Origin of the sequence: Spirosoma utsteinense, assembly GCF_014282275.1 — a bacterium.
Classification (GTDB): Bacteria; Bacteroidota; Bacteroidia; order Cytophagales; family Spirosomataceae; genus Spirosoma; species Spirosoma utsteinense.
Genome location: NZ_VFIA01000001.1, coordinates 181,757 through 200,487, shown reverse-complemented (window position 1 = coordinate 200,487; position 18,731 = coordinate 181,757). Strand labels below are relative to the sequence as shown.

General features: G+C 53.3%; 15 protein-coding genes. 6 read left to right on the top strand and 9 right to left on the bottom strand.

All coding sequences use genetic code 11. The features are described 5' to 3' along the window. Nucleotides 1-19: 19 nt before the first annotated feature. A complete protein-coding gene (locus FH603_RS00760; RefSeq protein WP_186735043.1) occupies nt 20-2,548 on the bottom strand; it encodes an ATP-dependent Clp protease ATP-binding subunit in 2,529 nt (842 codons plus the stop codon). A 103-nt stretch (nt 2,549-2,651) separates the two neighbouring features. Then, nucleotides 2,652-3,329: a WbqC family protein gene (locus FH603_RS00755; RefSeq protein ID WP_186735041.1), complete on the bottom strand. Its 678-nt coding sequence runs from the start codon at nt 3,327-3,329 to the stop codon at nt 2,652-2,654. A 130-nt stretch (nt 3,330-3,459) separates the two neighbouring features. Here FH603_RS00755 and FH603_RS00750 point away from each other — a divergent pair, with 130 nt between their 5' ends. Then, nucleotides 3,460-4,332 carry a lysophospholipid acyltransferase family protein gene (locus tag FH603_RS00750; RefSeq protein WP_186735039.1) on the top strand — a complete coding sequence of 291 codons (873 nt, stop codon included), beginning with the start codon at nt 3,460-3,462 and terminating at the stop codon, nt 4,330-4,332. 178 nt (nt 4,333-4,510) lie between these two features. Here the strand turns inward: FH603_RS00750 and FH603_RS28875 are convergent, their stop codons facing one another. Beyond that, nucleotides 4,511-7,660, bottom strand: a complete 3,150-nt coding sequence (locus FH603_RS28875; RefSeq protein ID WP_186735037.1) for a putative Ig domain-containing protein — start codon at nt 7,658-7,660, stop codon at nt 4,511-4,513. A gap of 253 nt (nt 7,661-7,913) precedes the next feature. After that, nucleotides 7,914-8,549 (bottom strand): cysteine hydrolase family protein, encoded by a 636-nt coding sequence (locus FH603_RS00740; protein ID WP_186735034.1) that lies wholly within the window; start codon nt 8,547-8,549, stop codon nt 7,914-7,916. 151 nt (nt 8,550-8,700) lie between these two features. On the opposite strand from FH603_RS00740, the gene FH603_RS00735 reads away from it, so the two are divergent. The 3 genes from FH603_RS00735 to FH603_RS00725 all read left to right on the top strand — a co-directional run bounded on the left by FH603_RS00735 (nt 8,701) and on the right by FH603_RS00725 (nt 12,614). Then, nucleotides 8,701-10,809 carry a TonB-dependent receptor gene (locus tag FH603_RS00735; protein ID WP_342355203.1) on the top strand — a complete coding sequence of 703 codons (2,109 nt, stop codon included), beginning with the start codon at nt 8,701-8,703 and terminating at the stop codon, nt 10,807-10,809. An 88-nt stretch (nt 10,810-10,897) separates the two neighbouring features. Further along, nucleotides 10,898-11,533 (top strand): ABC transporter ATP-binding protein, encoded by a 636-nt coding sequence (locus FH603_RS00730; protein ID WP_186735032.1) that lies wholly within the window; start codon nt 10,898-10,900, stop codon nt 11,531-11,533. Between the two features lie 7 nt (nt 11,534-11,540). Then, nucleotides 11,541-12,614 carry a hypothetical protein gene (locus FH603_RS00725; RefSeq protein ID WP_186735030.1) on the top strand — a complete coding sequence of 358 codons (1,074 nt, stop codon included), beginning with the start codon at nt 11,541-11,543 and terminating at the stop codon, nt 12,612-12,614. Between the two features lie 6 nt (nt 12,615-12,620). On the opposite strand, the gene FH603_RS00720 is transcribed toward FH603_RS00725, so the two are convergent. From FH603_RS00720 to FH603_RS00700, 5 genes are all read right to left on the bottom strand, one after another. Continuing rightward, complete coding sequence (locus tag FH603_RS00720; RefSeq protein WP_186735028.1) at nt 12,621-13,595, bottom strand: Gfo/Idh/MocA family protein; 975 nt, start codon at nt 13,593-13,595, stop codon at nt 12,621-12,623. 130 nt (nt 13,596-13,725) lie between these two features. Further along, nucleotides 13,726-15,030: an aminotransferase class V-fold PLP-dependent enzyme gene (locus tag FH603_RS00715; RefSeq protein WP_186735026.1), complete on the bottom strand. Its 1,305-nt coding sequence runs from the start codon at nt 15,028-15,030 to the stop codon at nt 13,726-13,728. Nucleotides 15,031-15,190: 160 nt separating this feature from the next. Next, entirely contained in the window at nt 15,191-15,577 is a 387-nt protein-coding gene (locus tag FH603_RS00710; protein ID WP_186735024.1) for a hypothetical protein, read from the bottom strand. Between the two features lie 44 nt (nt 15,578-15,621). Then, nucleotides 15,622-16,446: a 1,4-dihydroxy-2-naphthoyl-CoA synthase gene (gene menB, locus FH603_RS00705; protein WP_186735022.1), complete on the bottom strand. Its 825-nt coding sequence runs from the start codon at nt 16,444-16,446 to the stop codon at nt 15,622-15,624. 87 nt (nt 16,447-16,533) lie between these two features. Continuing rightward, on the bottom strand, nt 16,534-16,998 hold the full coding sequence (locus tag FH603_RS00700; protein ID WP_186735020.1) for a DUF2452 domain-containing protein: 465 nt from the start codon (nt 16,996-16,998) through the stop codon (nt 16,534-16,536). A 144-nt stretch (nt 16,999-17,142) separates the two neighbouring features. Here FH603_RS00700 and FH603_RS00695 point away from each other — a divergent pair, with 144 nt between their 5' ends. Then, nucleotides 17,143-17,610: a QcrA and Rieske domain-containing protein gene (locus FH603_RS00695; protein ID WP_186735018.1), complete on the top strand. Its 468-nt coding sequence runs from the start codon at nt 17,143-17,145 to the stop codon at nt 17,608-17,610. A 37-nt stretch (nt 17,611-17,647) separates the two neighbouring features. Next, nucleotides 17,648-18,724 (top strand): AMP-binding protein, encoded by a 1,077-nt coding sequence (locus FH603_RS00690; protein ID WP_186735016.1) that lies wholly within the window; start codon nt 17,648-17,650, stop codon nt 18,722-18,724. The last annotated feature ends 7 nt before the right edge of the window (nt 18,725-18,731 follow it).

Below are 18,731 nucleotides of genomic sequence, written 5' to 3'. Positions count from 1 at the left end.
CCTGTAACCCTGTAATTGCTTATTCAGCTACTGTTTCGGGCTTTTTGACGGTGATCGTCAGTAGTTCACCTTCGCCACTGTAGTCGGCCTGGATCACATCGCCTTCCTTCAGCTCCCCTTTCAGAATTTCTTCCGCAACGGGGTCTTCAAGATAACGCTGGATGGCGCGGCTCAATGGACGGGCACCGTACTGAGGATCATATCCTTTTTCGGCCAGGAAGTCTTTCGCCTTCTCCGTCAGTTCGACATGATAGCCCAGGTTGGTCACACGGCCCAGCAGTTTGCCCAGCATCAGGTCAATGATTTTGTGGATGTCTTCACGCAACAGCGAGTTAAACACAATCACATCGTCGAGACGGTTAAGGAATTCCGGCGAGAACGCTTTCCGCAGTGCACTTTGAATAGTGCTCTTCATCAAGTCATCCTGGTTCTCCGTTTTCTTGGTGGCAAAACCAATACCAGCACCGAAATCTTTAAGGTCACGCACCCCAATGTTCGACGTCATGATGATGATCGTGTTCCGGAAATCGACCCGGCGACCCAATCCGTCAGTCAGAATACCATCGTCAAGCACCTGCAACAGGATGTTGAATACATCCGGGTGGGCTTTCTCGATTTCGTCAAGCAGGACAACACTGTACGGCTTGCGACGTATTTTCTCAGTCAACTGACCACCTTCTTCGTAACCAACATAGCCCGGAGGAGCGCCAACTAAACGGCTAACGCTGAATTTCTCCATGTACTCCGACATATCGATCCGAACCAGTGCGTCATCTTTATCGAAGAGGTATGTAGCCAGTACTTTTGCCAGCTCCGTTTTACCAACACCCGTTGGCCCGAGGAAGATGAAAGAACCAATTGGTTTCTTGGGATCTTTCAGACCGACGCGCGTCCGTTGAATGGCTTTCACCAGTTTCTCAATAGCCGTCGCCTGTCCTATTACTTTCCCCTTCAGCTCCTCGCCCATGTTGACGAGTTTCTTGCCTTCGTCATTCGATACGCTGGTGACCGGAATACCCGTCATCATTGCTACGACTTCGGCTACACTTTCTTCGTTAACCGTGTAACGACGCTTCTTGGTATCCTCTTCCCAAGCCTGCTTGGCCCGATCGAGCTGGTCGATCAAACGCTTCTCCTTATCGCGGAGTTGAGCAGCCTCTTCGTACTTCTGACTCTTGACAACCTGATTTTTCTCCTTCTTGATATTCTCTATTTGCTCTTCGAGCTTCAGGATATCTTCGGGCACCGTGATGTTCGATATGTGAACCCGGGCACCCACTTCATCCATCACATCGATAGCTTTGTCAGGCAGGAACCGGTCCGAAATATACCGTTCCGACAACTTCACAGCGGCTTCGATAGCCTCCTGCGTGTAATTGACGTGGTGGTGTTCTTCGTACTTGTCTTTGATATTGTTCAGGATTTCGATCGTCTCATCGATAGACGTGGCGTCAACCATGACCATCTGGAAACGACGGGCCAGCGCGCCATCTTTCTCGATGTACTGACGGTACTCATCCAGCGTGGTAGCACCGATACATTGAATGTCACCCCGTGCCAGCGCTGGTTTGAACATGTTCGAGGCATCGAGCGAACCTGAGGCACCGCCTGCTCCAACAATCGTGTGCAGCTCATCGATGAACAGGATCACCTCCGGTGATTTCTCCAGTTCGTTCATGACCGCCTTCATTCGCTCTTCAAACTGGCCCCGGTATTTGGTACCAGCTACGAGAGAGGCAAGGTCCAGCGTAACGACGCGTTTGCCGAACAACACCCGCGATACTTTCTTCTGAACGATCCGCAACGCCAGTCCTTCGGCAATGGCCGTTTTACCAACGCCCGGCTCACCAATAAGAATTGGGTTGTTTTTCTTCCGGCGGCTCAGAATCTGGGCCACCCGTTCGATCTCTTTCTCCCGACCCACGATGGGATCGAGTTTGCCGATTTCGGCAAATTTGGTTAGATCCCGACCGAAATTGTCGAGTACCGGTGTCCTTGACTTTTCAGACCCTTTGGTATCCTTTCCAGCACCAGCGCTGCCGCTGCCACCGAACATACCCCGGTCATTATCGTCATCGTCGGTCTCGCTCGCCATCGTCGGGCGACTTCCCGTTGATTGATATTCCAGCATCTCCTTAATGACTTCGTAGTTGACATTAAATTTGTTTAGAATCTGCGTGGCGACATTGTCTTCATCGCGCAGAATCGACAGCAGCAGGTGCTCGGTCCCGATAAGCGGGCTTTTGAATATCTTGGCTTCCAGATACGTGATCTTGAGCGTTTTTTCCGACTGACGGGTCAGCGGAATATTCGCCAGGTTTTTCACATTATTGGTAGCCGTTCCTTTCGTGGCCTGTTCAATAGTGACCCGGAGTTCATCAAGTGATATACCGAGTTTTTTTAACAGCCCGACCGCTACACCCTCGCCCTCACGGATCATGCCGAGCAGCAGGTGCTCCGTTCCGATGTAGTCGTGGCCTAAGCGCAAGGCTTCTTCCCGGCTCAGCGAGATAACTTCCTTAACGCGGTTTGAGAATTTTGCTTCCATTCGCTTTGGGTCTCCTTAGGTAAGCGTAATACTGGTTTAACGCAGCGTTAACGTGATTTGTTCACTCTATGCCAGGGTTGATTTTACGGCCCTCAACTAAGTGCTAACTGGCCAAACCCAAGCTTGAACTAGTAACGACCTGTTGGTTTAAAACTTGTTTCGCAGCCGGTCCCTGGCAGAACAACAAATCGATTATACTTAGATTCGGTACAAAATCGGGGCCAAAGTTCTGTTGGTAAGATACCGCCTGATGGAATACATACGATTCCGGACCGTTTCGCGGATTCACCATCGACCGGGCGTCAAATCGACCGGCATCCGGGCTTTTCTCATACCATTCTGTCAGGTCAACGGGCGTCTTCACCCCTACCAGTCTCAGACAAATTGTCAGCAGTTCATAGTTCAAATCGAACAGATACGACCAGGTCTTCCCATAAACCGGTTCAAACTCGGGTGCGTAGTGTTCGTAAAACGGCGCCTTACGGTAAGCTGCCTGTAAGCACCGCCAGTGATGCTGTTGCCAGGGCTGCCCGGTATCGATCCTGAGATCGCGAATGGGACGGTGGTGCGTTCCCTGTATGACCGGTACCGTTAACACGTCTACTTTATTTGCCGTCAGGACATAGCACCTATTTCTGTAACTTTGCTTCTGGTAATGCTCGTTTGCTTCAAGCCACACCCGCTCAAACTGCATGAACCCCGACATATAATCCAGACAGGGCAAGTAATGCAGGTCGATTAACAATTCGGCCGGGTAAGGCTTTAGTTGGTACTTTTCCAATAATAACAATCGTATCTGTTCACAAGTAAGGTAAAAAATCAATACCTCCTACAGATTTTATAAATTTTTAATTTCAGGTATCCATCGGGTAAAACAATCGTTTTATTCCACGATACGCCCCACTTGCCGAATGATCTTTTTTCGTTTGTTGTCCCGATTACCACTTGGTGTGCTCTACCTCTTTTCCGATTTCTTGTACTATTTGTTGCTGTACGGTATCCGGTATCGCCGGAAAGTGGTACTGGAGAACATGAAATTATCGTTTCCCGAAAAGTCAGACGCTGAAATACAGGCAGTTGCCCGGGGGTTTTACCGCAACCTGACCGACCTCATCGTTGAAACGATAAAAATGCCCGCACTTTCGCCCGATGAGTTACGCCGGCGGGTCCGGTTCACCAATGCCGAGTTGGTACAGAGCCGGCTGCGGGCTGGTCAGACAGTTATCGGTATGGCTTCTCACCAGGGCAACTGGGAATGGATACCGTCGGCATCGGTACTCAATAGCATGCCTGTCGACAGTGTCTATAAGCCCCTGAACAATGCGTTCTTCGAAGAGATGATGCGAACGGTACGGTCAAGCTTCGGCGCAGTACCCACCTCGATGAGAAATTTGCCCCGCCAGTTGGTCGCCCGAAAAGATGTACCCCGCATCATTGCACTGGTGGCCGATCAAATGCCCGATGTGCCCGAACACGCTTACTGGACTACCTTTCTGCACCGCAATACCCCCTTTACGCCTGGTACCGAACGACTGGCCCGCAGTCGGAAATTCGCCGTGTTCTACCTACAATTGGTTCGGTTACGGCGGGGTTATTATGAAGCAACGTTTACACTGATCGCTGAGCCACCCTACGAGGCTGTGCCACCCGGCGCTATTCTGGAGCGATACCGCGACCTACTGGAAGAAACCATTCGAAATCACCCATCCGACTGGCTCTGGTCACACAGGCGCTGGAAACACTGGCGGGAGAAGTATAGTAAAGTGATTACGAAGTTATCGTAATTGCAGTAGCCCTGCCAGTGGTCTGAAAGACCCTGGTAGTGGCTGAGAACAAAGCAGGATTAGCCGAGCCACTACCAGGGTCTTTCAGACCAGGAAGATCATCTTTTTGTTAGTGCCGGCCAACTTGCCGCCGAGCCACTACCAGGGTCTTTCAGACCACTGGCAGGGCTGTATACTTTCACTGGCGAACAATCTTCACCGTCCTGTGCGCTGCACCATCATTAACCTGTAGCAAATAAATACCAGGCGAACGTCCTAGTGAAATATAACGGCGCAACGCCGTTCCGGTCGTTTCAACGGTTTGTTCACTGATCGGCTCACCCCGGCTATTACTAACCCGTACCTGTAGCGACTTCCCGGTGGCACCCAGCACATTGATCTCAACCTGCTCATCCCGGGCCGGGTTGCCAAGTACCATTACCTGCAAGCCACGGTGTATCTCTTCGGTTGCCAGACGGGCATTGGGTAAGCACGGCAGGGGGCGAATCCATTCCAGCGTCACCTCCGAGCCCGGTTCGCCTGTATAACGGGCCCGCAGCGTGAATGGCTTCACATCACCCGCAGTCCGAAGGTCATTGTTGAACTGATGGGTGGGGTTAACAGACCAGTCGGTGATACCCGGTACCGAATAGTATTCGACCGTTTTACCTGCCTTGACGCCTGTTACCTGAAAAGAAAATTGGCCGCTGGCGCAATCGTAGGTCGGAGCAAGCAAAGCGAGCGTTCCGGTAACAGGGGGTGTGGGAGCGCCCTCTCCTCTACAGAAAGCAGCAAAATCGAAGGTGTAGCTAACGGTTACTCCGCTCTGCGTTGCCGAGATCACAATCGGTTTGGGGTCGCCCCGCAACTCGGCTTCTACCATACCCGATGCTTCTGTTGGGGCATTCCGCTGTACACCGATGGCCGTATACGTTATAGGCGTGCCGTCACCCTCTACGGTGCGAAACGTAATGGCCCCCGTTGAGCAGTCATACAAGGGAGCGATCAGGGCCAGCGGCTGCGTACTGCCGGTTGGCGAAACAAGGAGTGTAAACATGACCTGCGCCGATAGCCCCCCAGCGTCCACTGCGGTAATCGTTATCGGAAACGTACCCGCCTGGGTAGGTATGCCCTCGATCCGTCGGTTTACCGCGTCGAAAGTCAGTCCAGTGGGCAGACCCGTTGCCGAATAAGTGAGTGGATCGTTATCAGGGTCGGAGAAGGTATTACCTGGAAGCTGAAACGCGAAGTACGTATCCCGCTGAGCCAATTGAGTTCCGATGGGATTATCGAGTATCGGTGGCTGGTTACCGTTACTACCCTCACAGTAGGCCCGGAAATTGAACGCATAGGTCGTAGCCTCGAATCCGTGCTGACGTGCCTGCAAATACACCGTTGTCGAATTTTTATCGGCCCTCACCGGCGCATCTATAAACTGCACCGGCTGTAAGGTCCAGTCGGTAATTCCCACACTCCGGTATTCGACTGGCGAACCATCGCCCCCGGTAGTCTGAAACGTAAGCTGCCCCGTTGCACAGGTATACATGGGCTGTACCAGCGCCAGCGGCTGAATAGTGGCCTGAATGGCCCGGTCAGCCTGGATGAACCCATAGCCGGTCCGGTAGTCGAACCCGCTATCGAAATCCGGGGTAAGCGGATCGTCCATATCCATCGCCGTTGTTTTCAGAGCCGTTGCTATACTACTCGGTGCCAATCCGTTAGTAGCCTTTTGCTGCATAAGAGCCGCTACCGCTGCAGCATGCGGGGCGGCCGCCGATGTGCCGAAGAAGTTGGGGAAACCATCTGACTCGGCATCCTGACCGGGGTAAAAAAAGGTCGTATTACCACCGTCGACAGACGTGATATCCGGTTTTTGACGGGTAATACCTACGGCCCCATTGATGCGCTCACCGGTCGTGGTGAACAGTGTGGGTGTGCCGCCTGCCGACGAAAAGTCTTCGACAATGGCCGTCTCCAGATTCCCGTTGAACGCTTTTGTATAGAAGTACGGAGCCGCAGCAACGCTGATGGCGCGGGACGCGTTGGCGTGCCCGTATGAGGTCGAGCTTTTTGTATCGTACTCAATAGCAATGTTCTGGCTTCCGAAGTTGATCCATTTGACCAGACCCGGGTCCGGACCGGCAAACTTAACAATAACAATATCGACGGAAATAGGCCCATTGGAGGAGTTACTCAGGCTGATGATCTCAAAGGGATCGCCAAGCATGTTATCACCAAACGAGCCGTTGATCAGCGCGCCCTCCGTTGAGTATACAAGCACATCCAGGTCTGACCGGGCACCGACCCCACTGGCTGAGAAGAACGAATCGTCCCACTGAAAGGCCAGACGAATAGTTCCACCAGCGGGCAGGGTTATACGCTGCCGGATATCGCCACCCCCGAAGTCATGGGCCTGACCATAGTTAGGAATGTTTATACCTGAGTCTTTGAATCCAGCCTGATACGATGACCGGGCCTGGTTACCGGCGGCCGAGAAGAAAGTGGCATTGTGCATTGTTACCACTTCGTCGGCTGCCTGCGCCACAATTCCATCCTGAAAAAATGGCTCAGCAAAGTAGATAATGTCGTCTACAATGATGTTGCAGCCAGCCGCTGCCAGGTCTCTGATCGCTTTGGCAAAAACGGCTTGTCCACCCTGAGCTGTATGAAAGGCAATCGCGGCACCAGGGGCCACGTCATGGACCAGCTCAGCCATGGCACGGCCTTCATCGGAGGCATCGGGCTGTAGGTAATCCAGGAGCACCTCAACCCCCGATGGCAAATCGCCCGATCTTACGCCCGCAGCTGCTCCACCAAGTTTATCGTATGAATCGGAGATAATACCAATTTTAGAACCGACGCCCGTTACGCCATATGTCTGACGGGCCACATCGGCCCGCATTGCCTTATCACCCTGTGACGTTACCGACCCGGCATTGTGTTGCGGCTGGTAGGCAGGCCGCGCAAACTTCAGGCCGGGCACCTCTTTTAACTCGTCGATCTTGTCAATGGGTAAGTAACCCGATACCATTCGCTTGACAGATACACCGTTCAGTAAGCCCAGCCTTCGAAGACTCTCTAACAACGCCTGGCTGTTCTCCTCTATCGACACCGCTTCGATGGCCACGGTATTACCCGTCAGGATGGCGAGGTTCTGCACCTGTAGTCCCCGGACGGGTAAGGGTGTTGGCGCACCGTTATTGGTCTGGACGGCGAGCAGATCAGGTGAGACTTTTGCCGCTCTGGCAGCTTCTTTTATCGGATTCTGGGCATTGCCGATTCTTGGCTGACAGAGCAGAAATGGCGCAATCAACGCAAAGGCACTCCATTTTCGTAATTGTTTACGCATAAAAACTAGTTGAGGAAATCGTCTTGTTATCCGTCCATCGATTAATAAACGGAGCTACCAGGGCAGCAAGCTAACACAGAAACTGTAATCAGCTATAGCCAGATAGCAGAGCCAAAAATGTGCTCAAAAAGACAATTTACAATACTAATATTTTATTTATTCATAAAATTATAGCTAATTATTAACCGGAAAGAAAATTATCCAGAAATAGAGTTACATATTATTCTATATACAGTTGTACTCTTTCAATGAATCAACTTTTCTGGAAGTGCTCCGATACTGGTTGGCTATTTTCCAGTAATTCATCCAGATTGAGATCAGTTGACGGGGTTGTGTTTGCTTTCAGAACCCGTTTCATATAGGCCAGCGCGTCTTTCGTATAGGTTGGCAGGGCAGCAACTACACAGTCCTGTGGTATATATAGGTTATAGTCCCGCACGTAAGCGTCATTAGCCGTGAACAATACACACGCATCAGCGCTGATACCTGTGATTATTAATGTTTTGGCATTCAGGTAATTCAGCAGCGTTTCCAGGGTCGTCGCAAAAAAAGCCGAACTTTTAGGTTTCAGTACCCAGTAATCATCGGCATCAGGACGGAGCCGCTCGGCCAGGGGTTGCCCCCGTACCCCGTCGTTTAAACAATGCTCAAGTACCTCGTTGAAATCGGATCTCCATCGACCAAAATTATCGTTGGCATAAATAACCGGAATGTCGAGAGATTTGGCGCGCCGTTTCAGGTCGGCAATCCGCTCTGCGGCATCGAGTGTAGGGGCGAAAAAGTCTGGTCCCTCCGGAAATTCAAGGTCATTGATCATGTCAATGATGAGGAGCGCCACCGGAGCGGAGTCGGGCGCATTACCGTGTAAATCGTTACTTGCGTTAGTCATAGATGAATGATGAAAAACATGTTCAGCTACGTAGTAGCGTATATTTAATTACCTGCCGACTGACGGTATGGTTTGAAAAATTGATCGGGATCTCACCTTCTATTTTTGAGTCAGGCTACCGTATCTTTGACCAGTTTTTAACTATACGTCTGTGCGAATTAGTCTACTCATTTTCTCTCTTTGCTCAACGGTCTCGTTTGCTCAGTCGACTTCACCTACAGCTTCGTCGCTCGACGATACGCTTCAGCTCAACGAAGTTGTCGTACGGGGCTATGCTACCAATCGACGCCTGCTGGAAACCCCGGCCTCTATTGGTTTACTAACACGCCGGGACCTGAATCAGCGGTTTGGTACGCCCACACTTGTACCCGCTCTCAATACGCTACCGGGTGTCCGGGCCGATGAACGGTCGCCGGGCAGCTACCGGCTCGCTATCCGGGGTAGTGCCATTCGGTCGCCTTTTGGGGTACGTAATGTCAAGGCCTACTGGAATGAACTTCCCCTCACCGACGCCGGCGGCAATACCCCGCTCAACGCGCTCGATGTACGGGCATTGGGGCGTATCGAAGTGATCAAAGGCCCGTCCGGAAGCCTGTATGGGGCAGGAACGGGTGGAACGATCCTCTTCAGCGGCTTATCGGTTCCTGCTAATCAAACGAATGTAGAGGTGTCAGGGTTGGCTGGTAGTTACGGACTGTTAGGCAACGGGGTAGCGGTTCAGACCGGAAAGAACAATTCGGCCATTGCCATCAACTACAACCACCTGCGATCGGACGGCTATCGCGATCAAAGCGCCCTGGTGCGGGATAACGTAAGCCTGATCGGTTCGTTTGGTGTCACTGAAAAACGGACCATCTCGGTGCTGGGCCTTTACTCCGACCTGCACTACCAGACACCCGGCGGTCTGACGGAAGCCCAGTATCAGGCCGATCCGCGAGCCTCACGACCCGCTACCCGTACGCTGCCCGGCAGTGCCGAGCAACAGGCGGGCATCTATCAAAAACTTGGTTACCTCGGCCTCTCGCATGAGTACCGCTGGAATGACCGGATTCAGAATACCACCGTTCTCTACGGCTCCACTACTGACTTTGCCAATCCATTTATCACCAACTACGAGAAGCGGGCCGACCAGGGTATAGGTGGACGTACGATTACACAGATCCGGTTGCCAAACGGGCCGCTCCCAACGACGTTCACGGTGGGTGCCGAACTGCTCCGCAACTTCACCGTTGACCGCAACTTCGGGAACCGGCGCGGTGTTGCCGATACGATCCAGACCGACGAGGAACTAACCGCTCGTCAGTCGACCCTTTTCGTGCAGGCCGAAACCCAGTTACCGGCTCACTTCCGGCTAACGGCGGGCCTGAGCCGCAACGACGTCCGGTATGGTTTCCAGCGTTTTCCAACGCGCGCCCTCAACGCGCAACCCGCCCAGATACTTACCCGGAATTTCACGCCTGTCTGGTTACCAAGAGTAGCGCTATTACGTACGTTCGGACAAAATGTGTCGGGGTTTGCCAGCATCAGCACCGGTTATTCAGCGCCATCGAGTCAGGAGATCCGGCCATCGGCGGGGGGCTTCAACAACACCCTCAATCCTGAACGCGGCACAAACTATGAGGTGGGGCTGCGAGGGTCGGCGCTGCGAAGCCGACTCCGGTTCGACATAACGGCCTATCAGTTTCAGCTGCGCGAAACCATCGTCCGGCGGTCTGACGCAGCCGGAGCCGAGTTCTTTGTCAACGCAGGCCGCACCAACCAGCGGGGGTTGGAAGCGCAGCTATCCTATGACCTGCTTTCTCCGTCATCTCTTTCAGCGCAACCCTCCCTGGTTTCCCTGCTTCGTTTCTGGAATAGCCTGACGTTGACCAACTACCGCTTCCGCGACTATCAGCAGGGCACTGCCGATCTGTCGAACAAGCGGCTGCCGGGGGTGGCCCCCGCTACCTACGTAACGGGGCTGGATGCTGAAACCCGTGTTGGCCTGTATGCTCACGTAACCTACCAGTTCCTGAATCCCTTCCCGCTCAACGATGCCAACACCATCCAGTCGGCCCCTATCCAGTTGTTGCAGGCGACGCTCGGATTTCGGCGGTCACTGGGCAAGCACTGGCTGCTCGACCTCTACGCCAGTGGCGACAACCTCCTCAACCGGACCTACTCGCTGGGGTATGACCTGAACGCGTTGGGAAATCGATACTACAATGCGGCACCGCTGCGGAATGGTATTGCGGGGGCTCGGGTAAGTGTGAAATGGTAAACAAACCGTTGCTGGTTGCCAACCCGGCTATTCCAGGCGATCCTGCTGAAACTATGGCTATGTTTGTTCCTTTGTAATCACCCTCCTTTTGCTTACCGTTGCTAACCTCACTAAAGCTTACAGCGGACGGACGGTCCTGACCGTACCCGCTCTGTTACTATCACCGGGCATCCACTACTTTCAGGGAGGTAACGGTTCCGGGAAAACCACATTTTTCCGGACGGTGGCGGGCCTGCTGCCGTTTGCGGGTCAGATCACACTCGATGATCGGTATGAGATCAGCCGTGATCCGGTGGCCTATCGGATGCGGGTCAACTACGCCGAAGCTGAACCCCTCTACCCTGATTTTCTGACCGCCCGCGACCTGGCCGGTTTTGTTGGCCGGGCCAAGCTAGCCCCAGCGGGTCAGGTCGATACACTGGCCGAAATTCTCGGCGTCTCGACGTTCTGGACGCAGCCAACCGGTACGTTTTCGAGCGGTATGCTCAAAAAGCTGTCGCTGCTGCTGGCGCTGCTCGGCAAACCCCGGCTGGTACTGCTGGATGAACCACTTACGACGCTGGATGTAGCTACTGCTGCCCGTCTCTTCGACCTGATACGGAAACTACGGGATGAGCAGGAGGTATCGTTTATGCTCACCTCCCACCAGGACGTTAGCCTGACGGGGCTTACCCTGACGGGTTCCTGGCAGGTGGGCGACGGCATCATCACCCCCCTACCCTGATACCCGTATGCTGACCGTCCTCTACCGGGTCCTCGTTCTGCCTTTTTACATCCGCAACGCCGGCACGTTCGGGCTTGTGTTTTATTTCGCATTTGGGTTTATGCGCCCTATGGATCATGAAGCGCTGATTGCGTCGGCGCTGGGTTCATTTTTCCTGTTGATCCTGTTCGCGCTGGCATGGGTACTGTACACCGCCAGAACCGTCAGCTTTATCCGCGGGCAACTGGCCATTCCCGAACACCTGTTCTTGCAAACATTTCGGCTTGTGCCCATCCGCAGGCGCTGTTTCTACTGGTTCGTGCTGTTCACCCAACTGCTATTGCCCATAATTGGCTATGCGGCCTGGATGCTGGCACGGGCTGTTCATTACCAATCCTGGGCATCGCTCTTGTTCATTATACTGGCCGTGCTTTGTCTGCTTATTGGCAGTGTGCTGGCTGTCGACTACCGGCTGCTGCGACCCGCTCCCGATACGGTCAGGCTCCCCAGCCTGCGGTTTCGTCTGCCTTATGAGCTGTTTTTCCCAACCTACTGGCTGCGTCACGAACCGCTGTCGCTGGTATTTACCAAGCTTATTTCCTGCGGCATACTGGTTGGTATCTGCCGACTGTACCCGACAGACGATTACGACCAGCGACTATTACTCATTGGGCTGATGTTAGCCATCATCACCCATTCGCAGGTGGGCCGTCAACTCCATCAGTTCGAGCAACGCTACCTGCTGCTACTGGCCAATCTGCCCCTGTCGGTAGCCCGGCGTTTCGGACAATACGCACTCATCTATGGCCTGATCTGGTTTCCCGAACTTCTCATCGTGCTACACAACGGCCCCATCAGCGTTCCCGTTTACTACCTCATTGGTTTATGGCTGACGGGCTGGGGCTGGATTATGCTGTTGCACAGTCTGGGCTACAGCCGCAGTATCAACCCCGACCGCTGGCAAATAGCCATTTTCTGGGGTTTCATCGGCGGTTTACTGGCCATCATGTTCGGCTGGCCGCTACTGGCGTGGGGGGTGGTCGGCTGGCTGGTTGCGGTAGGCTACTGGTATCGATCGTCTCGACGAAGGGTCCAGCTATAAACGCAGTTACCGCGCCGTTATCTGATCCAGAATAGCACTGGCCCGTGCGCCGGTTTCGCCAGTGCTGGGGCATTTCCCATTACCCCGTAGTTCATTCACGATCTGCTCAATCAACGGCTGTTGAACATGCGCCGGGAAGGGAATAGTGTATTCTTCTGAACCCGTTTCCGTTTCTACCCGGATCAAAAAATTTTCGAAGAACGAAAACGTGATTTTCCCTTTGGAACCGATCAACTGCGTCTCTTCGATCCGTTGCTCTTTATTCACGGTAAAGCACCAGCTACCGGTTCCCAGGACACCGGACTCGAATTCGAAATTCGCCACAACCATGTCGTCGGCCTGATAGAGCCCCGCCTGGTTCCGGGCAATACCGCTGGCGGTCTTGATTGGACCAAGTGCAAATTCCAGAAAATCGAACTGGTGGGATGCCAGATCGTGAAGAAGCCCACCCCCCGAAATCTCAGGCGATACCCGCCAGCCGGGTTGGCTACCCACTTCCCGGTCATCCGGCTGCCAGTTCAGTACAACGCGAACGTATCGGATGTTGCCAATGACTTGCTGATCGATCAGCTCTTTCACGGCCGAAAAGTACGCTAGAGCCCGGCGATAAAAAGCCACGAACAGGGGCACGCCCGTTTCCCGACTTACCTGGTTCATGGCTTCACACTCAGCCGCGTTCAGCGCCATAGGCTTCTCCACATAAACGGGTTTGCCCGCCCGCATCGCCCGGATGGCATACTCAGCATGGCTACCGGGGGGCGTAGCAATGTAGATGGCGTTCACAGCCGGGTCGTTGATCAGGGCGTCGGCATCATCATACCAGGTGCTAACCTGGTGTCTCCGGGCATAGTCGGCGGCCTTTACGGCGTCTCTCCGCATAACCGCCACCAGTGTTGAATTTGGTACCTTACTGAAAGCGGGTCCACTCTTCACTTCGGTGACGTCTCCGCAACCGATAATACCCCATTTTACCTGATCCATAGTGTGACTGACCGGCTAAACCGGTCCTGTTAGCGCGCATCGGTGCGTAGCAGACAAAGTCCGGCAAAGGCGGTTCCTATCCGCCTTTCGACGAACATCGTCTTTTACTGTCGCAAAACGTCACGATGGATCAACTTTTCTTGGACGTACCGGCTACAGCCTGCTTCGCCGACAGGGCCGTAATGGCGGCAACAAGCCGGTCGAGGTCTTTGGGAGTATGGTAGATATGGGGCGTTACCCGAACACCGTGTATATTCTCCCAATCGATGGGCGAGGTATGGATTTTATACTTACCCAGCAGCTGGCTTTCCACCTCACCGGACTTCATGCCATCAATGGAGAACAAGGCTACCGCACCGGCGAACTCGGGCTTGAACGAGGTATGGATCTTTACGCCGGGCAGTTCCCGAACACGCTCCATCCAGTAATTTTTGAGGTAATGAGCACGGGCAAACTTACGGGCAATTCCAATGCTGTTGTGGAAGTCGACAGCCGTACCAATCGCCATTTCCGAGGCAAACGAACGGGTACCCAGGCTCTCGAACTTACGAATATCCGGCCCATCAGGTTCCGTGTTGGACAACAAAGCCCAGACGTTCTTTATTTTTTTCTGACGGATATACAGCATCCCGCTTCCAAAGGGCGCGCAAAGCCATTTGTGCAGACTGGTGGCGTAATAATCACAACCCAGGTCTGGGATTTTGAAGTCGAAAAGGGCAAAGGAGTGTGCGCCATCGGCAATGACTTCGATACCGCGTTTGTGCGCTTCGTCGGCAATCTTCCGGACGGGTAACACCTGCCCAACCCAATTGATGAGGTGCGTAATATGAACCACCTTCGTTCGGGGCGTAAATGCTTTTACAAATTGCTCAACGATGGCGTCGTCGTTTTCGCTCGGGAGGTCGAGGTTCAGGTAGACCAGCTTGACCCCATCGCGTTTCTCCCGCTGTTTCCAGGCGTTGAGCATGTTCGGGTAATCCTGTTTGGTCAGGACCACTTCGTCACCTGCTTTCATGTTCAGCCCGAAAATTACGGTATTCAACCCCTCCGTCGCGTTGCGGTTGATAGCGATTTCTTCCGACGAGCAACCGGCCAGATCGGCCAGTTTATCACGCAGCGCTTCACGACCCTGATCCAGAATTCGCCACATATAGTAGGATGGCGCTTCGTTGCAGTACTGATAAAACCGGATATGAGCGTCCTGCACCACTTTCGGCTGCGGACAAACACCCCCATTGTTCAGGTTAAGCAGGTTGGGCGATACAGTATATTCGGACTTCACCCACGCCCAGAAATCTTCATCCTGCGCCCATTCGCCCGGCGACTTTACGGCGCTATCGCCTACCGAAACAGGCAGCGTGTACGTTTCAGGGAGAAAGCTGGGCAGCGTTAGTGCACCAGCTGCTTGCCGGAAGAAGGTTCTGCGGGTAGCCATGACGTATGATCAGGAAGTTTGAAGGAGCGATACAGCGTAAAAATACATTGCACAAACCAAAGAGCAAACGATAATACTGATAATAAGCAGGCTTACCTATATAAAATTCGTTTAAGACCTTGACCAACCAGCGTTCTTCTCGATTGAATGAGCCGTCTGGTCAATAGGTGTTCTTGCGTAGGACGGTTTTGACCGAGAGGGAATCAGTATGTACGGTCAGACTTATTTGCTGGTCAATGGGATAGCCATTGGTGTAATAACCGAAGGTTTTTGTCAGGGTATCAGCAGAGCCTGCAAACCTGTATCTAACCTGGTATAACCCGTCTGTTTTGGCGACGTCGGTAAAGTCGAAGGTAACGTTTACTTTCTGCTGCGGTTTCAGGGCAAACGTCTCTAGCCTGCCCTGCCCGATATGGTTGGAGAAAGCCAGGTAGTCGACAGGAGCGTTGGTTCGGTTCTCGACGTCCACAGCAAGCGTATACGCAGGGCCTATCTGTTGACAGCCCACAACCAGAATAACCACAAACAGGAAACAGATCTTGCTCATAACCAGCGATAAAAAAAGGCCAGCAAATTCGCTGGCCGGTTGACTCATGGAAATTTCTGAAATTTACTAAAATCGGGTTTTCGTTTTTCCAGAAATGCGTCTTTTCCTTCTTTTGCTTCTTCGGAGAGGTAATAGAGCAGCGTGGCATCACCTGCCAGTTGCTGGATACCAGCCTGCCCGTCGAGTTCGGCATTTAACGATGCTTTCAGCATACGAAGGGCAATGGGACTCTTATCGAGAATCTTGCGGCACCACGCAATAGTTGTTTCCTCCAGCTGGTCGAGCGGCACGACTTTATTGACCAGACCCATATCCAGGGCTTCCTGTGCATCGTACTGATCGCACAGAAACCAGATCTCGCGGGCTTTCTTCTGCCCTACGACCCGTGCCAGATAGCTGGCACCGAAACCACCATCGAAGGAGCCAACTTTAGGGCCGGTCTGTCCAAAGCGGGCGTTATCGGCCGCAATGCTGAGGTCACAGACAACGTGCAGAACATGGCCACCCCCAATGGCATAACCCGCTACCATAGCGATGACAGGTTTCGGTATACGCCGGATCTGCATTTGCAGGTCCAGCACATTCAGGCGAGGCACCTGATCTTCGCCGACGTAACCGCCATGTCCCCGCACCGACTGATCGCCACCTGAGCAGAAGGCTTCACCCCCTTCGCCCGTTAGAATGACGACCCCGATCTTCGGGTCCTGCCGGGCGATTTCCATCGCTTCCGACATTTCCTTGACCGTTTGTGGCGTAAAGGCGTTGCGTTTATGGGGCCGGTTGATGCTTATCTTGGCGATTCCTTCGTAATAACTAAACAGAATCTCCTCGTATTCTTTAATGGATTCCCAGGGGTAATTGCTTTGCATACGTAAAAGAGAGAATTAGCGAATGAGTAAACGGCGATCGGGTAGATAGGTGAAGGGCGGGCATCACCTTTTCACTCCTTTGCCCGTTCACTCATCAAATGAAACTTCGTGATAGTGTACATCCCAGGTGTGATCGGCCATCATCCGGACAGTTGCCAGGCAACGTTCGAAGGGAAATTTACGGCCCCACTCGGTTGGCCCGATCATCGACAGCACATCGGTACTGTTGGTGCCCTTACGCTGGTAAAAATAATACGTGTGGCCTACAACGGGCTCAAAATTCATCTGGGCTGAGTAAATCCGCTCCGACACTTCAACCCGGTTGCGGATAGCGGTGGCCTGCTCGGCCAGTAGCTGCATCTGCTTGTACAACTGCGTCAACTGCATGTCGGTTTGTTCGCGCATGGCCGACACAGCCCTACCGGTAATTTTCCCTTTGTCTTCAGGCCGGATAACGGCCCCTCCCGCTGTATGTGCGTAAGCCAACAATCCCGGCGACTCAGCAACTTTCTCCGGCGAGATCGGATTGATGATAACCTTTGCTTCTTCCATAATAAGTTAGGCCACCTGCCCGAAACGAACCGTCCACCTCTAACCAACCGATGAACTTCTTTGTTCGGTACTGTAGACTGTCAAAAAAAGGTACATTTACGGTAGAAAATAAGTTTTCAACCCCAAAAGTACGCTAAAACCACTATGGAAACCACCTTCCCGACAACAGACCAGCGCCCTATGGACCGGCAGGAATTTTTTCGGCTGGTCGGAATCGGTGTCGGCGCTATACTGCTAACGCGCTGTGTGTCGGGCTGTTCCGGAGCCAATACCCCGGACCCTACCCCTAACCCGGCTCGTAAAATAGATTTCAGTATCAACCTCGACGATAAAACGAGCGAAAACCTGAAAGCAAAGGGCGGTTATATTATCATCAACGACGTCATTGTCGCTCAAACCAAAGATGGGCGTTTTATAGCCGTATCGGCCAACTGTACTCATCAAGGCACGCAACTGGTGTTCAAGCCGTCCGAAAACCAGTTTTATTGCCCGCTACATCTGTCGCGCTTTGACACCAAAGGTAACGTCATAACCGGTCCCGCTACCCAGGCACTACAACAGTACACGGTTGTAACAAACCCAACATCGGGCCTGCTCCGGGTTAGTAATTGATCTCCGTTTGCCTTTTCCGGCAAGGGGCGTAACACCTATGTTTATCGATCCTGCTACGCCACAAGACTGGCCACGGCCACAAACGCCGTACGAGGCCGAAGCCCTGGCCTTTTGCCAGTCCTGGCTCAACGGTCAGGCCGACTTCGTGCTCCAAACGTCCGGCTCGACGGGTATACCTAAACTCATCACGCTGACACGAGCGCAGATGCAGGCCAGCGCCCGCCTGACCGGGCAAACCCTGGGCCTGAAGGCAGGCGATCATGCCCTGGTATGCCTGAATATACGGTATGTAGCGGGAGTGATGATGCTTGTCCGGGGCCTGGAACTAGGCCTGCCCATGACCGTCGTCGAACCGGTCGGGAACCCGCTTGCCCCGTTCGATTTTGAGCGGACACGGTTTGATTTTACCGCCTTCGTGCCGCTACAACTACAGACTATTCTGGAACAGGACACCAGCAGGCTCCCTATGCTGAACAGCGCAAAAGCTATTCTGGTTGGGGGCGCGGCTACCAGTCCGGCACTGGAGCAGGCTCTACAGGTTATCGAAGCCCCTGTTTTTGCTACCTATGGCATGACCGAAACGGTTTCACACATTGCGCTCCGGCGATTAAACGGAGCGGAACGATCCGAACGGTTCACGGCCCTCAGGGGCGTCGACCTTGGCACCGATGAGCGAGCCTGTCTTCACATCACCTCGGCCGCAACCAACTTTATACGTGTCCAAACCAACGATGTTGTCGTCATGACTGTCTCGGCCAGCCCCGGCCAGACTCAGTTTCAACTGCTTGGCCGCGCCGACCGGATCATCAACAGCGGAGGGGTAAAGGTGCAACCCGAACAGATCGAACGAATTATTGAGGACGAACTGGCGGCACTGGGCAGCACGGCCCGTTTATTCGTGGCGGGTTTACCCGATGAACGTCTGGGCCAGCGTATTGTAGTTTTCTGCGAGGATTATTGGGTGGATGCCCCCCAGTGGAATCGCATACAGCAGGCTATCAGGCAACAGATTGGGCCCTATGCCGTCCCCAAAGAAATTATCCGCGTGACCGAATTTGCTCAAACGCCCACCGGAAAAGTCGATCGTGCACAGACAATCGACCGATACCGTTAATTTTGCG

Excerpts from the sequence above, each read along its gene's own strand:
- FH603_RS00760 (WP_186735043.1), bottom strand. The coding sequence starts at position 2,548 with ATGGAAGCAAAATTCTCAAACCGCGTTAAGGAAGTTATCTCGCTGAGC.
- FH603_RS00750 (WP_186735039.1), top strand. The coding sequence starts at position 3,460 with ATGATCTTTTTTCGTTTGTTGTCCCGATTACCACTTGGTGTGCTCTAC.
- FH603_RS28875 (WP_186735037.1), bottom strand. The coding sequence starts at position 7,660 with ATGCGTAAACAATTACGAAAATGGAGTGCCTTTGCGTTGATTGCGCCA.
- FH603_RS00740 (WP_186735034.1), bottom strand. The coding sequence starts at position 8,549 with ATGACTAACGCAAGTAACGATTTACACGGTAATGCGCCCGACTCCGCT.
- FH603_RS00725 (WP_186735030.1), top strand. The coding sequence starts at position 11,541 with ATGCTGACCGTCCTCTACCGGGTCCTCGTTCTGCCTTTTTACATCCGC.
- FH603_RS00720 (WP_186735028.1), bottom strand. The coding sequence starts at position 13,595 with ATGGATCAGGTAAAATGGGGTATTATCGGTTGCGGAGACGTCACCGAA.
- FH603_RS00715 (WP_186735026.1), bottom strand. The coding sequence starts at position 15,030 with ATGGCTACCCGCAGAACCTTCTTCCGGCAAGCAGCTGGTGCACTAACG.
- FH603_RS00710 (WP_186735024.1), bottom strand. The coding sequence starts at position 15,577 with ATGAGCAAGATCTGTTTCCTGTTTGTGGTTATTCTGGTTGTGGGCTGT.
- menB (WP_186735022.1), bottom strand. The coding sequence starts at position 16,446 with ATGCAAAGCAATTACCCCTGGGAATCCATTAAAGAATACGAGGAGATT.
- FH603_RS00700 (WP_186735020.1), bottom strand. The coding sequence starts at position 16,998 with ATGGAAGAAGCAAAGGTTATCATCAATCCGATCTCGCCGGAGAAAGTT.
- FH603_RS00695 (WP_186735018.1), top strand. The coding sequence starts at position 17,143 with ATGGAAACCACCTTCCCGACAACAGACCAGCGCCCTATGGACCGGCAG.
- FH603_RS00690 (WP_186735016.1), top strand. The coding sequence starts at position 17,648 with ATGTTTATCGATCCTGCTACGCCACAAGACTGGCCACGGCCACAAACG.